This window comes from Streptomyces sp. NPDC047061 (genome assembly GCF_040643955.1).
Taxonomy (GTDB): domain Bacteria; phylum Actinomycetota; class Actinomycetes; order Streptomycetales; family Streptomycetaceae; genus Streptomyces.
In genome coordinates this window covers 1-14,739 of sequence record NZ_JBEYVI010000084.1, presented here as the reverse complement: position 1 = coordinate 14,739, position 14,739 = coordinate 1, and the positions used below count along the sequence as shown (strand labels likewise).

General features: G+C 71.9%; 13 protein-coding genes and 1 pseudogene. 2 read left to right on the top strand and 12 right to left on the bottom strand.

Going from position 1 to position 14,739, the window contains the following annotated elements:
• Positions 1 to 101: 101 nt before the first annotated feature.
• From ABZ887_RS49860 to ABZ887_RS49850, 3 genes are all read right to left on the bottom strand, one after another.
• Complete coding sequence (locus ABZ887_RS49860; protein WP_361306153.1) at positions 102 to 1,367, bottom strand: P-loop NTPase; 1,266 nt, start codon at positions 1,365 to 1,367, stop codon at positions 102 to 104.
• A 12-nt stretch (positions 1,368 to 1,379) separates the two neighbouring features.
• Positions 1,380 to 2,084 carry a Flp pilus assembly protein CpaB gene (gene cpaB / locus ABZ887_RS49855; RefSeq protein ID WP_361306151.1) on the bottom strand — a complete coding sequence of 235 codons (705 nt, stop codon included), beginning with the start codon at positions 2,082 to 2,084 and terminating at the stop codon, positions 1,380 to 1,382.
• A gap of 83 nt (positions 2,085 to 2,167) precedes the next feature.
• Positions 2,168 to 2,995, bottom strand: a complete 828-nt coding sequence (locus ABZ887_RS49850; protein ID WP_361306155.1) for a hypothetical protein — start codon at positions 2,993 to 2,995, stop codon at positions 2,168 to 2,170.
• A 314-nt stretch (positions 2,996 to 3,309) separates the two neighbouring features.
• Here ABZ887_RS49850 and ABZ887_RS49845 point away from each other — a divergent pair, with 314 nt between their 5' ends.
• The gene (locus ABZ887_RS49845; RefSeq protein ID WP_361306149.1) at positions 3,310 to 5,034 is read left to right on the top strand and encodes a glycoside hydrolase family 18 protein; all 1,725 of its coding nucleotides are present in this window, start codon (positions 3,310 to 3,312) and stop codon (positions 5,032 to 5,034) included.
• 58 nt (positions 5,035 to 5,092) lie between these two features.
• On the opposite strand, the gene ABZ887_RS49840 is transcribed toward ABZ887_RS49845, so the two are convergent.
• The 3 genes from ABZ887_RS49840 to ABZ887_RS49830 all read right to left on the bottom strand — a co-directional run bounded on the left by ABZ887_RS49840 (position 5,093) and on the right by ABZ887_RS49830 (position 9,090).
• Positions 5,093 to 5,575, bottom strand: a complete 483-nt coding sequence (locus tag ABZ887_RS49840; RefSeq protein WP_361306147.1) for an ATP-binding protein — start codon at positions 5,573 to 5,575, stop codon at positions 5,093 to 5,095.
• Positions 5,576 to 5,679: 104 nt separating this feature from the next.
• On the bottom strand, positions 5,680 to 6,600 hold the full coding sequence (locus ABZ887_RS49835; RefSeq protein ID WP_361306145.1) for an MEDS domain-containing protein: 921 nt from the start codon (positions 6,598 to 6,600) through the stop codon (positions 5,680 to 5,682).
• A 15-nt stretch (positions 6,601 to 6,615) separates the two neighbouring features.
• On the bottom strand, positions 6,616 to 9,090 hold the full coding sequence (locus tag ABZ887_RS49830) for a LuxR C-terminal-related transcriptional regulator (RefSeq protein ID WP_361306143.1): 2,475 nt from the start codon (positions 9,088 to 9,090) through the stop codon (positions 6,616 to 6,618).
• A 269-nt stretch (positions 9,091 to 9,359) separates the two neighbouring features.
• Here ABZ887_RS49830 and ABZ887_RS49825 point away from each other — a divergent pair, with 269 nt between their 5' ends.
• Entirely contained in the window at positions 9,360 to 10,715 is a 1,356-nt protein-coding gene (locus tag ABZ887_RS49825; protein WP_361306141.1) for a M14 family metallopeptidase, read from the top strand.
• A gap of 87 nt (positions 10,716 to 10,802) precedes the next feature.
• On the opposite strand, the gene ABZ887_RS49820 is transcribed toward ABZ887_RS49825, so the two are convergent.
• From ABZ887_RS49820 to ABZ887_RS49795, 6 genes and pseudogenes are all read right to left on the bottom strand, one after another.
• On the bottom strand, positions 10,803 to 11,459 hold the full coding sequence (locus tag ABZ887_RS49820; protein WP_361306139.1) for a hypothetical protein: 657 nt from the start codon (positions 11,457 to 11,459) through the stop codon (positions 10,803 to 10,805).
• Positions 11,460 to 11,537: 78 nt separating this feature from the next.
• A pseudogene (locus tag ABZ887_RS49815) lies at positions 11,538 to 11,725 on the bottom strand (hypothetical protein); the annotation flags it as partial.
• 81 nt (positions 11,726 to 11,806) lie between these two features.
• Entirely contained in the window at positions 11,807 to 13,051 is a 1,245-nt protein-coding gene (locus ABZ887_RS49810) for a transposase (RefSeq protein ID WP_361306137.1), read from the bottom strand.
• A gap of 76 nt (positions 13,052 to 13,127) precedes the next feature.
• Entirely contained in the window at positions 13,128 to 13,538 is a 411-nt protein-coding gene (locus ABZ887_RS49805) for a RidA family protein (RefSeq protein WP_361306135.1), read from the bottom strand.
• On the bottom strand, positions 13,535 to 14,302 hold the full coding sequence (locus ABZ887_RS49800) for an IclR family transcriptional regulator (protein WP_189267152.1): 768 nt from the start codon (positions 14,300 to 14,302) through the stop codon (positions 13,535 to 13,537). Before ABZ887_RS49800 ends, ABZ887_RS49805 begins: the two co-directional genes overlap by 4 nt.
• Positions 14,299 to 14,739: PfkB family carbohydrate kinase (locus ABZ887_RS49795; RefSeq protein ID WP_361306133.1), on the bottom strand; the 441-nt coding region annotated here is incomplete at its 5' end. The genes ABZ887_RS49800 and ABZ887_RS49795, both read right to left, overlap by 4 nt.

Below are 14,739 nucleotides of genomic sequence, written 5' to 3'. Positions count from 1 at the left end.
CCCCGCGCCCCCAAAAACAGGGCGCCATGGTGAGCGCCCCTTCAGGGGCGCGGGGAACTGCGCGGCCCGCCCCCACCGGCCCGCACCCGCCCCACGGCCTCTCACGGCAGCTCCTTCCGCCGCCGGAACCCCACCGCCGCCCGCTCTCCACCCCGCGCCCGGGCCCCGGACCGGCGTGGTGGTGGTGCCCCCTCCCCCGACCGGACCAGCCCCAGCTCCCCCGCCAGCCCCCACAACGCCTGCTTCACCGTGCTCCGCGCGTCCAGTTCGTGCATCCGGCCCGCGTCCACCGCCCCCTGGAGCTCCTTGAAGTTCGCCGGGATCGGGGTGCCCGCCAGCGCGGTACCGGTGATGCGCTGGATCAGCGCGGGCTGGATCTCCGTACCGCGCGTGTACCGGTTGACGACCACCGTCGTCTCCTCGGCCTTGCGGATCTGCAGCCGGTCCCACATCCGCACCGTCCGCTTCGCCGCCCGTACGGCGACCACGTCCGGCGTGGTGACCAGCAGGGCGAGGTCCGCGGTCTCGACGGCCGCCGCACCCGCCCCGCCGAGCTGTGCGCCGCAGTCGACGACCACCACCTCGTAGCGGGAGCGCAGGGCGCTGAGGATCTGGCGGGCGGCGCGGTCGGTGACCTCCTCGCCGCGTTCGCCCTCGGCGGGTGCGAGGAGCAGCGCGAGCCCGGAGTCGTGGCGGAAGACGGCCTCGGCCATGACGCGCGGGGAGATGTCGTTGACCGCGGCGAGGTCGGCGACCGAGCGGCGGAACTGGACGTCCAGGTAGGAGGCGACGTCCCCGGTCTGGAGGTCGAGGTCGACGAGGGCGGTGGAGTGGCCGGAGGCCTGCGCGGCGAGGGCGATCTGGACCGCGACGAGGGTCGCGCCGGTGCCGCCCTTCGCGCCGCTGACGGTGACGACGGTGCCGCCGACGCCGGCGAACACGTCGGCGCCGTGGCCGAGATGACGTCGTACCCCCGTGGACCACTGGGCGACGGCCTGGACCCGGCCGGCCAGCTCCTCGTAGCTGAGCGGGAGGCCGACCAGGCCGCGGGCGCCGGAGTCCATCGCGGCGGCGAACAGGCCGGGGCTGGTGTCGGTGGTGACGAGGACGACGCCGACGGCCGGGAAGCGCAGGGCGACCTCGCGGATGAGTTCCAACGCCGGGACGGGGCCGATGCGTTCGTGGACGACGACGACCTCGGGGAGTTCGTCGACGGACTCGGCGGCGGCCCGGGCGAGGGTGTCGACGAGCCCGGTGGAGTCCGCGACCGGGGCCAGCGGCTCGGCGTCCGGGAGCTGGCTGAGCAGGGAGACCAGGGAGCGGACGGCGTCCGGGTCACCGACGGCGGGGAGGATCCTGATGGGCATGGAGGGCGCCTCTCACTTGTCCGTCGCGAGTTCGTAGGTACGGTCCTTGTCCGGCACGGTGGTCGTCGTACCGGGGGCGACCAGGGCGAGCCGGACCCGCTGGGCGAAGGACTCCGCGTAGGTGAGGCGCTGGGCGTCGAGCGTGGACAGCGCGAAGGTGATGGGGACGGCGTCGCTGGGCTGCGAGTTCCGGTTGTCCGGGTCCACGTAGCTGAGCTGGGCGCCGACGTCCAGGACCCGGGCATTGGTCACGATGATCTTCGACTCGTCGGGGTCGCTCTGCTGCTTGCCCTCGAAGGTGGCGTAGACGTTGACCCGCGAGCCCGGGGTGATCTTGCCGGCCACCCCGGTGGCCGCGTCGATCATGATGGCGACCTCCTGCTCGCCCGGCTTCAGCTCGGGCTGGTCGACGATCATGTCGGTCTGGAGCAGCGAGCCCTTCTTGAGCGTGGTGACCGCGATCTTGCCCTGGATCTGGCTGAGGCTGGTGACCGCGTTGGCGGACAGCCACCGCTCGGGCAGCGAGATCTTCTTGAACTGGCTCGCGCTCAGCGTGGTGTACGGCGTGACGTCGGACCGGAGTTCGTACGCGGTGACCTTGGGGCCGACCTCGGACTTCGCGTTGTCGATGACGGAGAGCACGCCGGCGAACGCGGCGAGCGCGCAGAGCACCGACAGGATCAGGAGTATCACGCCGCGGCGCTGACGGGAGTTCATGGACCGTGCGACCTCATCGGGGAAGCGGGGAAGTGGGGGAACCGGGCGGTGGGCGGTACGGACTGGCGGACCGGTCCGGGGCGTCAGGCGGGCGTCCGCTGTTCCAGCGCGCGGGGCGGCGGCGGGTCGTAGACGGGCGGGGTGGCGGAGCAGAAGACGCAGCGGTCGCCGATGACGTCGATGCCGCACCAGTGGCAGCTGGTCTGCCGTACCGAGGTGACCAGTTGGTAGAGGACCGAAAGGTCGGCGAGGTAGCTGGTGAACTCGATCATCCGGCCGGTGCCCCACCACACGGACGACTCGGCGGGCAGCGGGGTCTCGCGCAGGCCGTGCGCGCCCCAGGCCTTGGCGAGGCCGCCGATCCAGTCGGACTGCAGCTGCCCCCTGGCGACCAGCATCCAGGTGCTGAATTCCGGGCCGCTCAGCACGGCCTCGGGGGCGATCCGGACCAGTTGCGGCTCGGGGTGCGCGACGATCCCGAACTGGGTGCCGGGCATCCAGGACTTGGCGTGCGCCTTGAGACCGACCGGGACGCGGTCCAGCTTGGCGACGGAGCCGAGGACGGCGCCGGAGTGGATGTAGTGGGTGAGCAGCCGGCCGGCGGAGGCGAGCACGCCGGGGCTGAGGTCGCAGGAGGCCAGCTGGCGCAGCTGCCGGGCCAGGACGGCGACGCCGAGCGGCGGCAGGCCGGGGCGGAACAGCGCGATCCGGTCGCTCTCCAGGAGGGAGCGAAGGGTGTGCAGGCGCCGGACCACGGGCTCCGGTACGGCGTCCGAGTACAGGACGACCACATGTCCGTGCTGCTCGATGAGGGCCACGAACTCGGCGAGGGTCTGTTCGAGCGGGCGCCGGTCGAGGTCCCGGAGCACGACCGCGGGCATGGTCCGCTCGTCCTGGACCGGCAGCGCCATGTCGGCACTGGTCACGGCAATGGCAGTTGGCACGCGCAGCTCCCCGCTCTTCACACCCGGCGGCCCACCGGTGTTACTCCAATGAGCCGGGACGACTTCATTGCGTGACTTCCTCAGCACTGTAACCACGCGCCTGTGACCGGAGAACAGCGTTTGTGTAGCTGTCTGGGATCCGTGACCGCACAAGTGACGCCAAATCGGGACAGGTTGAGCATATGACCGGGGCTTGTTCAGCCCCGCGGGGACTTCCGTCGACCTTTGAATTTGGTCTGGACCTATTGACACGTGAATTGGTCTGGACCACCTTGATTGTCATGCCCAGACTCATCCCCCAACTCGTGTCCCGGCATTCCGGACAGCGACGCATCCGCACCTGGTCGGCCGTGGCCACCCTCGCCACGGCACTCGCGATGGCGGGCCTGGCCTCCGCGCCGGCCTCCGCCGCCGACGTCAACAACGCGAAGAACCCCGGCTTCGAGTCGGGCCTGTCCAACTGGACCTGTTCCGCGAGCAGCGGTACGACGGTCTCCTCCCCCGTCCACTCCGGCGCCGCCGCGCTGAAGGCGACCCCGGCCGGGCAGGACTACGCCCAGTGCAGCCAGACGGTGGCGGTCAAGGCCAACTCGACCTACACGCTCAGCGCATGGGTGCAGGGCTCCTACACCTACCTCGGGGTGACCGGCACCGGCACCACGGACGTGTCGACCTGGACCCCGAACACCACCTGGACCCAGCTGTCGACGACCTTCACCACCGGCGCCTCGACCACCTCGGTGACGGTCTGGACGCACGGCTGGTACGGCCAGCCCGCCTACTACGCCGACGACTTCTCGGTCTACGGCCCCGACGGCGGGGGCGGCTCCGACCCGGCCCCGACCGTCCCGGCCACCCCCACCGGCCTCGCGGTCTCCGGTACGACGTCGTCCTCCGCGTCCCTGTCCTGGAGCGCGGTGTCGGGCGCGACCGGCTACAACGTCTACCAGAACGGCACCAAGGTCACGGCGGTCACCGGCGCCTCTGCGACGATCACCGGGCTCGCGGCCTCGACGTCGTACTCCTTCCAGGTCACCGCGACCAACTCGGCGGGTGAGTCGGCGAAGTCGACGGCGGTGACGGCGACGACGACCGCGTCCGGCGGCAACGGCGGCGGCTCGCTGCCCAAGCACGCGGTGACGGGCTACTGGCAGAACTTCAACAACGGCGCCACCGTCCAGAAGATCTCGGACGTGCCGTCCTCGTACGACATCATCGCCGTCGCCTTCGCGGACGCGACCAGCACACCGGGCGCGGTGAGCTTCACCCTCGACTCCTCCGGGCTCGGCGGCTACACGGTCGACCAGTTCAAGGCCGACATCCAGGCCAAGAAGGCGGCCGGCAAGAAGGTCATCATCTCGATCGGCGGCCAGAACGGCACGATCTCGGTGAGCGACTCGGCGTCCGCGACGAACTTCGCCAACTCCGTCTATTCGCTGATGCAGACGTACGGCTTCGACGGCGTCGACATCGACCTGGAGAACGGCATCAACGCCACCTACATGAGCCAGGCGCTGCGCTCCCTGTCGTCGAAGGCGGGCTCCTCGCTCGTCATCACCATGGCCCCGCAGACGATCGACATGCAGTCGACGTCCAACGGGTACTTCCAGACGGCCCTGAACATCAAGGACATCCTCACGGTCGTCAACATGCAGTACTACAACAGCGGTTCGATGCTGGGCTGCGACGGCAAGGTGTACAGCCAGGGCTCGGTGGACTTCCTCACCGCGCTGGCCTGCATCCAGCTCCAGGGCGGTCTGTCGCCGTCCCAGGTGGGCCTCGGCCTGCCGGCGTCGACCAGCGCGGCGGGCAGCGGCTACGTCTCCCCGACCGTGGTGAACAACGCCCTCGACTGCCTGACCAAGCTCACCAACTGCGGCTCGTTCAAGCCGTCGACGGCCTACCCCGACCTGCGGGGCGCGATGACCTGGTCGACGAACTGGGACGCGGCGGCCGGCAACGCGTGGTCGTCCTCGGTGGGCGCCCACGTGCACGCGCTGCCGTAACAACAGGTGGGTGGACTCCGGCGGCTGGGCAGGCCGCCGGAGTCCGGGCTGTGGGGCGCTACGGCTGTCGCCGACCGCAGCCGTCGCACCCGCAGGTACCGAGCTCGAACCACACGGTCTTGCCCGGCCCGTCCTGGTGGCAGCCCCAGCGCCGGGCAAGCGCATCCACCAGGTACATCCCTCTGCCGCCCTCCGCGAGGCCCGCGTCCAGCACCCGCGGCGGGCGGCGGTCCTCGTCGGCGACCTCGCACCGCAGCACCCCGTGCGAGGCCGCCAGGGTGAGCCGGAACCGGGTCGCCGCATGGCACAGCACGTTCGCGGCCAGCTCACCGACCAGCAGCTCGCACACGTACGCCACCTCGTCCTGGTCCGCGAGTCCCCATTCCTCCAGCTGCCGCCGTACCGCCGCGCGCGCCTCGCGGGCCGCCGTCGGACGGGGGTCGTACTCGACCCTCAGATGGCCGGCCCGGGTCGGCGGCTGCGGGTACGCGGCATACAGAGGGTAGGGATCCGGGAAGCGGCTCCCGGAGGGCTGCAGCATGTCTCCCAGCGTGCCCGGACCCGGCTCCCCGCGCACGGGGAGGAATACCTGATCCCGTACCCGCGTATGCGCCGCCGCGGGGGTACGCGCGTACGGCATCTCGCTCACGCGTACTGGACGCGGATCCTCGCCCCGTCCCCCGCCGCCCCGTCCCGGACATCGACGTACGAGCACACCTGGCGCGTGAACCACAGCCCCTGCCCCGGCTCCGGTGCCCCGCCGGGCGGCGGCACGAAGCCGGCCAGCGGATCCCCCACCGCCCGGCACAGCCGCAGCTCGCAGACGCAGGCCGGGGCCTCGCCCCAGGCGAGGACCTCGACCACCGGCCCGTGCGCGGCGGCCGCCGCCTCGACGGCACGGCCGAACCGACCGGCGTCCACGGCCGGCAGCCCGCGCCCGGCGGCCCAGGTCCGGACCGCCTCCGGTGCGGGCAGCCGGGCCGCCGACTGCGGCGGCGGGGCCAGCGGTACGGCGTCCAGCTCGCGCACCAGGACGGGCGGCTGCTCGTACACCCCGCTGCCCGGGTGGGCCCTGCGGGCCGCGTCGACGACGGCCGGGCCCGCCGTCCGGGTGTCGTACGCGCACAGGGCGGTGGTGGCGAAGGGGGCGAACAGGAGGTTGGCGAGGGACTCGTAGCGGATCCACTCGGCGCTCTCCCGCGCCGAACGGCCCGCGCGCCCGCCCCAGTCGGGCTCCATGAGGAGGTGGATACGGCCGCCGGGCCCCGCGTTCGCCGCGAGGTAACCGGCGCCCTGGGCCACGGCGTTGGCGGCCGTGCCGGTGTACCAGTCGGCGTGGTCGATGAAGCCGACCTCCCGGGCGTCGGCGCCGAGCGCGTCGCGCAGGGCGGCCAGCAGGCCGGGGGCGGCGATGGCGACGGGCGGCGGCTCGCCGGGGGCGGCCAGGCCCTCGGCGAGGAAGGGCAGCGCGGCGGCGACGAACGCGTCGTCCGAGCCGAACACGGCCATCCGGTGGTCGAACTGCCCCTGGGCGGCGGCGGGGCGCGCGCCCGTACTGGTGCTCATCGGGTCTCCTGTGCGTCAGCGCCGGGCGGTCACCCAGGCGGCGATCTGGCTGCGGTTGCTGAAGCCGAGCTTGCCGAGGATGCGTTCCACATGGCCCTCGGCGGTGCGGCGGGCGATGACCAGGCGGTCGGCGATCTGCTGGTTGCCCAGCCCCTCGGCGACGAGCTCGGCGACCTGGGTCTCGCGACGGGTGAGCCGGACGGGCGCCGTCCGCAACTCGGGTGGGCGCGGCGGGGGTTGCGGTTCCTCACCGAGGGCGTACGCCAGCACGTCCGCCAGGCCGAGCGCCCCGCCCCGGCCGTACGCCCGCTCGTACTCCCCCGGCCCCAGGGCCGCCCGGGCGTGGCTCTCGCAGTCGCGGCGGGCCGAGTTGAGGGCGGCGGAGCCCCAGCGGTCGCGGTCGATGTCGGACCAGACGCGGTCGGCGCCGCCGAGCAGGACGGCGGTGCGCTCGGCCGCGCCGAGGCCGTCGGCGATCCTCGCCAGCAGGTCGAGGGTGAGCCCGATGCCGATGACGTCGTGGACCTCGCGTTTGCGGCGCAGCGCCTCGCGGGCGCGGGGCTCGGCGCGGCGCCAGTCGGCGCGGACGGCGTGCGCGAGGGCGAGGATGCGCAGGACGTAGGAGCGGACCCAGTCCTCGCCGTGCGCCTCGCACAGGCCGAGGGCCCGCTCGCAGACGGCGGTGGCCCGCTCGGCCTGCCCCAGGAAGGCGTACGCGCAGGCCAGTTCGACCAGGTCCAGGCCGTGCAGGCTGAGGTGCTGGCCGGGTACGGGGCCCCGGGCGACGGTGGTCTCGTAGTGGGCGCGGGCGGCGCCGAGGTCGTCGGCGAAGAGCTGGACGACGCCGATCACGTAGTCGGCGTGCGCGGCCTCCGCCGGGTCGCCGAGCCGCTCGGCGAGGGCACGGGCCTCGCGGGCGCGGCGCAGGCCCCGGGTGAGGTCCTCGGGACTGCCGGCGAGCAGTGCGGAGACCCAGAGGGCGCGGGCGCGGCCGGCGGTCGGGGCGGGGTTGGCGTCGAGGGCGCGGTCGAGCCAGTAGCGGCCCTCGCGCGGGGCGCCGCAGGCATGCCAGTAGAACCAGAGGGTGCCCGCGAGCCGCAGGCCGGCACCGGCCTCGCCGGGGGTGGTGAGGCTGAAGTCGAGGGCGGCGCGCAGGCTGTCCCGGTCGGCGCGGAGCCGGGCGACGATCTCCCGCTGGCCGGGACCGAACCAGGCGGCCTCGGAGGCGTCGGCGTGGAGCTGGACGTGGTCCCGGTGCCGCCGCCGGGCGGCTTCCTCCGCGCCGGGCCGCTCCCGGAGCCGGTCGAGGCCGTAGTGGCGGAGGGTGTCCAGGAGCCGGTAGCGGGCGCCGCCGCCGTCCGGGGCCTCCTCCCGGACGAGCACGGACTTGTCGACGAGCCCGGCGACGGCGTCCAGGACGTCGGGCGGACGGCTCCCCTGCTCGGCCCCGCCCTCTTCGCGCGGGCCGGGTTCGCGGCACACCGCCCCGGCCGTCTCCGGGTCGAGGCATACCGCCTCGGCGGTCTCCACGTCGGAGCACACCGCCTGGGCGGTCTCCAGGCCGAGGCACGCCGCCCCGGCCGTCTCCAGGCCGTGACACACCGCCTCGGCCGTCTCCAGGTCGAAGCTGCCGGGCAGTACGGACAGCCGGGCCCATGCCGACTGCTCCCGTGCCGTGCAGAGTTCATGGCTCCAGTCGACGGCCGCGCGGAGCGTCCGGTGGCGGGGCAGGGCCGCCGGGCTGCCGGCGGTGAGGAGGCGGTAGCGGTCGTCGAGACGGGCGAGGAGCTGGTCGAGGCCGAGGACGCGCATCCGGACGGCGGCGAGCTCGATGGCGAGCGGGAGCCCGTCGAGGCGGCGGCAAAGGCGGGCCACGGCGGCGCGGTTGGCGGGGGTGAGCCGGAAGCCGGGGAGCACGGCGGCGGCGCGGTCGGCGAAGAGGGCGAGGGCCGGCTGGGACTCGGCGGCGCAGAGGTCGCCGTCCGGGTCGGGGACCGGCAACGGCCGTACCTCCATGAGGTGTTCCTCGGTGAGGCCGAGGCGGTGCCGGCTGGTGGCGAGGATGCGGACGCCGATCGTACCGCGCAGCAGCGCCGCGGCGAGGGCGGCGCAGGCGGCGAGCAGATGCTCGCAGTTGTCGACGACGAGGAGCAGGCGCCGGTCGCGGAGCCGCTCCACCAGCGCGTCCAGGGGCGGCCGGTCGGAGTGGTCGTGCAGGCCGAGGGCGTCGGCGACGGCCAGCGGGACGAGCGCCGGGTCGTGCAGGCCGGCGAGGGCGACGTAGCGGACGCCGTCCGGGAAGGCGCGTTCGACGCGGGCCGCGACCTGGGCGGCGAGCCGGGTCTTGCCGACCCCGCCGGGGCCGGTGAACGTGACGAGGCGGGCCGTGGCCAACAGCTCGCGGCCCGCGGCCTGTTCGTCTCTCCGGTCGACGAAGCTGGTCGTCTCGACCGGCAGATGGCAGCCCCCACGCGGCGCCGATCCGCCCATGATCAGCCAGCCCTCCTCTTGGCCGTCCGACCACGGTCCCCCGGCGGACCGGGAGAACGCACACGGACGTCACGCGGGTGGGTGCACTTCGGCGGGGGCCACTTGCGGCGGCGGGTACGCGCGTACACTGCGCGGCCGATTCACGCGGCCAATTTTACCGTCTTGACCTGTCCATGCCATTCCCTGGACGATGAGCGGCACTCGCACAGCCATCGCACAGGTACGTAGGTACGTCGCACTGAACCACCCCCACCTCCCCAGGAGACTTCATGCGACTTCGCATACGCGGCTCCGGTGCCCGCACCGGCAGACGGACCGCCGCACTCGGCGCCCTGCTCGCCCTCACCCTCACGGCCCCCGTGTCGGCGACGGCGACCCACGCGACCGCCGACAGCGCCCGACCGTCCGCCCCGTCGGCGGACGACGTCCGGCAGTACGAGATCCACCAGAGCACCACCCCGGTGACCCGAGCCGCGATCCAGCAGGCCGGGGTCTCCGTGGACGAGGCCGACGAGGAGACGGTGGTCGTCTCCGGACGGCCCGCGCAGATCGCCGCGCTGAAGCGCCTCGGCTACGAGGTCACGCCGCTCGGCGCGGCCCCGGACCGGTCGTCCGCCGCCGACCAGCTGCGCCTGTTCGACTTCCCGACGGCCGACTCGAAGTACCACAACTACGCCGAGGCGAACGCCGAGATCGACCAGCGGCTCGCCGCCTACCCCTCGATCATGAGCAAGCAGGTGATCGGCAAGTCGTACCAGGGCCGGGACATCGTCGCGATCAAGGTCAGCGACAACGTGGCGACGGACGAGAACGAGCCCGAGGTCCTCCTCACCTTCCACCAGCACGCGCGCGAGCACCTCACGGTGGAGATGGCGTTGTACCTGCTGCGCGAACTCGGCGCCGGATACGGATCGGACTCCCGGGTCACGAACATCGTCAACAGCCGGGAGATCTGGATCGTCCCCGATCTCAACCCCGACGGCGGCGAGTACGACATCGCCACCGGCTCCTACCGGTCGTGGCGCAAGAACCGGCAGCCCAACTCCGGTTCGCCGTACGTGGGTACGGACCTGAACCGGAACTGGAACTACAGGTGGGGCTGCTGCGGCGGCTCCTCGGGCTCCACGTCCTCGGAGACCTACCGGGGCGCGGCCGCCGAGTCGGCGCCGGAGGTGAAGGTGGTCGCCGACTTCGTGCGCAGCCGGGTCGTCGGCGGCAAGCAGCAGATCAAGGCCGGCATCGACTTCCACACGTACAGCGAGCTGGTGCTGTGGCCGTTCGGCTACACGACCGCCGACACGGCCACCGGGATGACCGCGGACGACGCCGCGGCGTTCAAGGCGGTCGGGCAGAAGATGGCGGCGAGCAACGGCTACACGCCGGAGCAGTCGAGCGACCTGTACATCACCGACGGCTCGATCGACGACTATCTGTGGGGCTCCCAGAAGATCTTCGACTACACCTTCGAGATGTACCCGACGTCCAGTTCCGGGGGCGGTTTCTACCCGCCCGACGAGGTGATCGAGCGGGAGACCTCCCGGAACCGGGACGCGGTGTTCCAACTGCTGGAGAACGCGGACTGCATGTACCGGTCGATCGGGAAGGAAGCGCAGTACTGCAGCTAGCCGACCGGGACCCCGACGGGTGAGCCCCTCCGGCGGTGGGGCAGCAGCCACCGGGGCCGGAGCGGCTCGGCCGTGGACGGGACGGGGCTACTCCTTGCGGAGGGCCTTGCCCTTGTCCACGGCCTTGTCGTCGGCCTTGTCGTCGACTTCGGCTTCGACTTCGGCGTCGGCGTCGGCTTCGGCGTCGGCTACGTCCGCGGCCTCGTCGTCCTCTTCCGTGCCGTCGTCGAAGTACGCGTCGAGGACCTCGTCCAGCTGGTCCTCCCACTCCTTGAAGCGGGAGCGGGACGTGGCCTCGATCTCGATCGGGTACCAGCGGCGGTCCGGGGTGTGGACGGTGATCGTGAAGCGCTTGCCGAAGCGCGGGGCCTCGGTCTCGATCGCGCCGATCTCGTCCCAGCGGAACTCGCACTTCTCCTCGTCGAGGCTGAGGCGCACGCCCTGGTGGTCGGCCACTATCCGGGCGCGGCGGTCGGCGGCCTCGAAGGCGGGACCCTCGGGGGTCTCCTCGTCGTCCGCGGCGCCGTCGGCGTCCTCGTCCGCCGTGGCCTCGCCCTCGGCCGCGGCCGCCGGTTCGGCCGCCTCCTGCACGTCCTCGGCCTCCTCGGCCGCCTCCGGCCGGGCGTCCTCCGGCTTCGCGTCCGCCGGCTCGGCGGACGCGGGTCCGGTGAGCCCGGGGATGAAGGCCGGGTCGAATCCGGCGCCTTCCAGGGGCTTGCTGTTGGCTCCTATGCGCTGCTCCACAGCGGGCAGTATGGTCGAAGAACCTGTGCCGGACACAGCCAGACCCAACTTCGTTATGAGACGCCTACACGAACGCGCCTACACGAAGACGCTGAGCACGGCCGCCACCGCGAATCCCGCCACCGACAGCACCGTCTCAAGGACGGTCCAGGTCTTCAGGGTGTCCCGCTCGCTGATGCCGAAGTACTTGGCGACCATCCAGCTGCGTCCATCGGCGCGCTCCGCGCGCGGGCGCCGTCGTTGACGTGCGAGGCGAAGATCGAGCCTCGAAGTAGGTGTTTTGGAGTTCTCTCCTGCCCGAGGGCCAGAGATTCTCCCCTGGATTGCTCCGGGGAGTTCGACGGCGCTCATGTCCGCCTGTCGACTGCCCTCCCGGCAGCCGAGGCGAGTACGAGACCCGCCCGATCAATGTTACGGCTCGCGTTGAAATCGGCGTTCCCGGACCAACCACAAGCGGGGTTCTGGCACGCGAACCGCGCCTGCGATGCACGGCTGCCTGGCGTGACAAGCCCGCACTCGGAACAACGCATGGACGTTCCAGGCGCTGGCACCCGCATCAGAACGCCACCGCGATGGGCCAGCTTGTAGTCCAGTAGTTCGACGGTACGCCCCCACGCCTCGCCTGCAATGCTGCGATTGAGCCCTGTCTTCTGCGCCACGCGGATGCCTGGCGAGTCGGGGCTGCCCTTGGCGGACTTCATCATGCTCACCACATCAAGCCGCTCCACCGACACCAGAGCGTATTCCTGCGCAATGGCGCTCGTGGTCTTGTGCTGCCAATCGAGCACCCGGCGCTTGGCTCTCGCACGCAGGTCCTTGATCTGGGCGTATACAGCGCGAAGCTTCTTGGAGACCCGCGCTCCTTGCTTCCCGTACTGCTTCCGATGCGCGGCCTGCTGCTGGGCCCGCAGCAGTTGTGCATCCTCTGCTTGGTTCAGCCAAGGCCCGTGTTCATAGGTGTTCCCGTCGGAGAGGGCGAGCGGCACAGCGATGCCTCGGTCGATACCTACGTGCGAGTCGGCCCAGTCTTTGGGCGCGGTTGCGGTTACCTCACTCTCCGTGCGGAACGCAATGTGCCAGCCGAGGGCATCCTTGAGCAGACGAGCGCCGGTGATCCGACCTGCCGGGCTGCCTTTGGTGACCCCCGGCAGATCCCTGGTCCACCGGAACCGCACTCGCCCCAGCTTCGGAATGTTCACCATGCCCCAGCGACGATGCACTCGCGTCACATGCAGATCTCGTCCCTGCGGAACGTCCACCGCCAACACCGCGCGCGAGCGGGACTTGTAGCTCGGCGCCTCGGCCCTGCCCTCCCAGCAGTTCACCCACGCGCGGCGGTAAGTCTTCAACACGGCCTGCGCCGCCTGCGCCGGAAGATCCGAGAGCCAGTCGACATTGGCTCTCGCCCAACGAATCTGGCCGTCCGCATAGGAGAGCGGAGGGCGTCGCGCCCCGGACACGGTGAACAGCTCGTGCAACAGGTTCCACAGCGCTCTCGCGGCGTGAGCCTGCTGATCCAGTCGAGCCTCCTGCGCGGGAGTCAAGGCCAGACGGGAACGAAAGCCACGGTGATGTGCGGCCTTCTCCCCCATGCTTCCCTCCCAGCGGTTCCGTTGATCTGATCAACGGAACCGCTGCGTAAAGGTCACGGGTTCGATCACCGATCATTTAGCCGAGAACGGCCAGAGCGTCGATCTCGATCAACAGTCCGGCAGGGAGACCGACATACACCGTCGTACGAGCAGGCGGAGCCTGCACGAGCCCCTGCTCCCCGAGATAGCGGTCGTAAATCTCGTTCATCTCCGCGAAGTGGTCCACGTCCGTCAGATAGACGCGGATCATCATGACGTCGTCCCAGGAGGCGCCGCCCTCTTCGAGGATCGCCTTGACGTTGGCGAGGGTCTGGAGGGTCTGCTCGCGCAGGGTGGGGCCGGCCGGGGTCGGGGGCCTGCCCTCCTCGGCGGGCAGGAAGCCGACCTGGCCGGCGACCTGGAGGATGTTGCCCTTCCGGACGCCGTGCGAGAACTTGGCGGGCGGGGTGGTGTGGGTCGTGGGGGTGAGGGCGGTCTTCTCGGTCATCTGGTGCCGGCTTCCTTGATCGGGGTTCTGCCTGAGTACTCGCCGCTGATCGCGTCCGCCGTACGGCGCACCTGCGGGAGCAGGGTGAGGAGTTCGTCGGCGGTGACGACGACGTTGGGCGCGGAGACCGACATCGCGGCGACGACCCGCCCGTCGGCGCCGCGGATCGGTGCGGCCACGCAGTTGATGGACTCCTCGTGGCCGCCGAGGTCGGTGGCCCAGCCCTGTTCGCGCACCTTGGCCAGTTCCCTGCGGAACGCCTCCGCGTTCGGCGTCGAACGGGCCGTGTACATCGGGTAGTCGAGCTTGTCGGCGAGGGCTCGCCGTTCGGGCTCGGGCAGGTCGGCGAGGAGCAGCTTGGCGACGGCGGCGACGGTGATGGCGACGGGCTTGCCGATCCGTGAGTACATGCGCACCGGGTAGCGGCTCTCGACCTTGTCGATGTAGAGGACCTCGCCCTCCTCGAACACGGCGAGGTGCACGGTGTGTCCGCAGGCCGCGTTGAGGCGGGCCAGGTGGGGGTGGGCGATCTCGCGGACGTCGAGGTTCTCCATCGCCTCCTGGGCGAGGGCGAAGAGGCGGGCGCCGAGGCGGTAGCGCTGGTCGGACTGGCGGTAGACCAGGCCGTGTTCGTGGAGGGTGCGCAGCAGCCGCAGTGCGGTCGACTTGTGCACACCGAGGCGGTCGGCGACCTGGCCGAGGTCGGCGGGGCCCTCGGCGAGCAGGGGCAGGATGCTGAGCGCTCGGTCGACGGTCTGGCTCATGGGGTGCGTTCCTCCTCTTCGGCCGAGTCGGCTTGCGTCCAGCCGGGGCCGAGTCGAAGTCTCTCCCACCCGCTGTCGTCGAGGGCGGTCAGGCGGTCGGTGGTGTCGCGGTCGGGGGGCGGGGCGAGGTCGGCGGGGGTGGTGAGGGCGGCGGCGGCGAAGAGGTGGCCGAGCCGGAGCGTCTGCGGGAGCGGCAGGCCGCGCAGGATGCCGGAGAGGAAACCGGCGGCGAAGGCGTCACCGGCGCCGACGGGGGCCACGACGTCGACGGTGGGGGCGGGTTCGAAGGTGACGGTGGGCTGGGGCCGGGGGGTGGGGTCGCTTACCGGCGCTGGCAGGGTGCCTCCCCCAGCCTTCGGCCGGGGGGACCCCCAGCGCCCGCCCGTGCCGCCCTGCGGCACGCCTGCCCGCAGCTGGGGAGCTGTGAGGCCACCCGC

Coding starts and splice junctions, on each gene's coding strand:
- ABZ887_RS49850 (WP_361306155.1), bottom strand. CDS start 2,995: ATGGCGCTGCCGGTCCAGGACGAGCGGACCATGCCCGCGGTCGTGCTC.
- ABZ887_RS49860 (WP_361306153.1), bottom strand. CDS start 1,367: ATGCCCATCAGGATCCTCCCCGCCGTCGGTGACCCGGACGCCGTCCGC.
- ABZ887_RS49830 (WP_361306143.1), bottom strand. CDS start 9,090: ATGGGCGGATCGGCGCCGCGTGGGGGCTGCCATCTGCCGGTCGAGACG.
- ABZ887_RS49840 (WP_361306147.1), bottom strand. CDS start 5,575: ATGCTGCAGCCCTCCGGGAGCCGCTTCCCGGATCCCTACCCTCTGTAT.
- ABZ887_RS49810 (WP_361306137.1), bottom strand. CDS start 13,051: ATGGGGGAGAAGGCCGCACATCACCGTGGCTTTCGTTCCCGTCTGGCC.
- ABZ887_RS49805 (WP_361306135.1), bottom strand. CDS start 13,538: ATGACCGAGAAGACCGCCCTCACCCCCACGACCCACACCACCCCGCCC.
- ABZ887_RS49825 (WP_361306141.1), top strand. CDS start 9,360: ATGCGACTTCGCATACGCGGCTCCGGTGCCCGCACCGGCAGACGGACC.
- ABZ887_RS49845 (WP_361306149.1), top strand. CDS start 3,310: ATGCCCAGACTCATCCCCCAACTCGTGTCCCGGCATTCCGGACAGCGA.
- ABZ887_RS49800 (WP_189267152.1), bottom strand. CDS start 14,302: ATGAGCCAGACCGTCGACCGAGCGCTCAGCATCCTGCCCCTGCTCGCC.
- ABZ887_RS49835 (WP_361306145.1), bottom strand. CDS start 6,600: ATGAGCACCAGTACGGGCGCGCGCCCCGCCGCCGCCCAGGGGCAGTTC.
- cpaB (WP_361306151.1), bottom strand. CDS start 2,084: ATGAACTCCCGTCAGCGCCGCGGCGTGATACTCCTGATCCTGTCGGTG.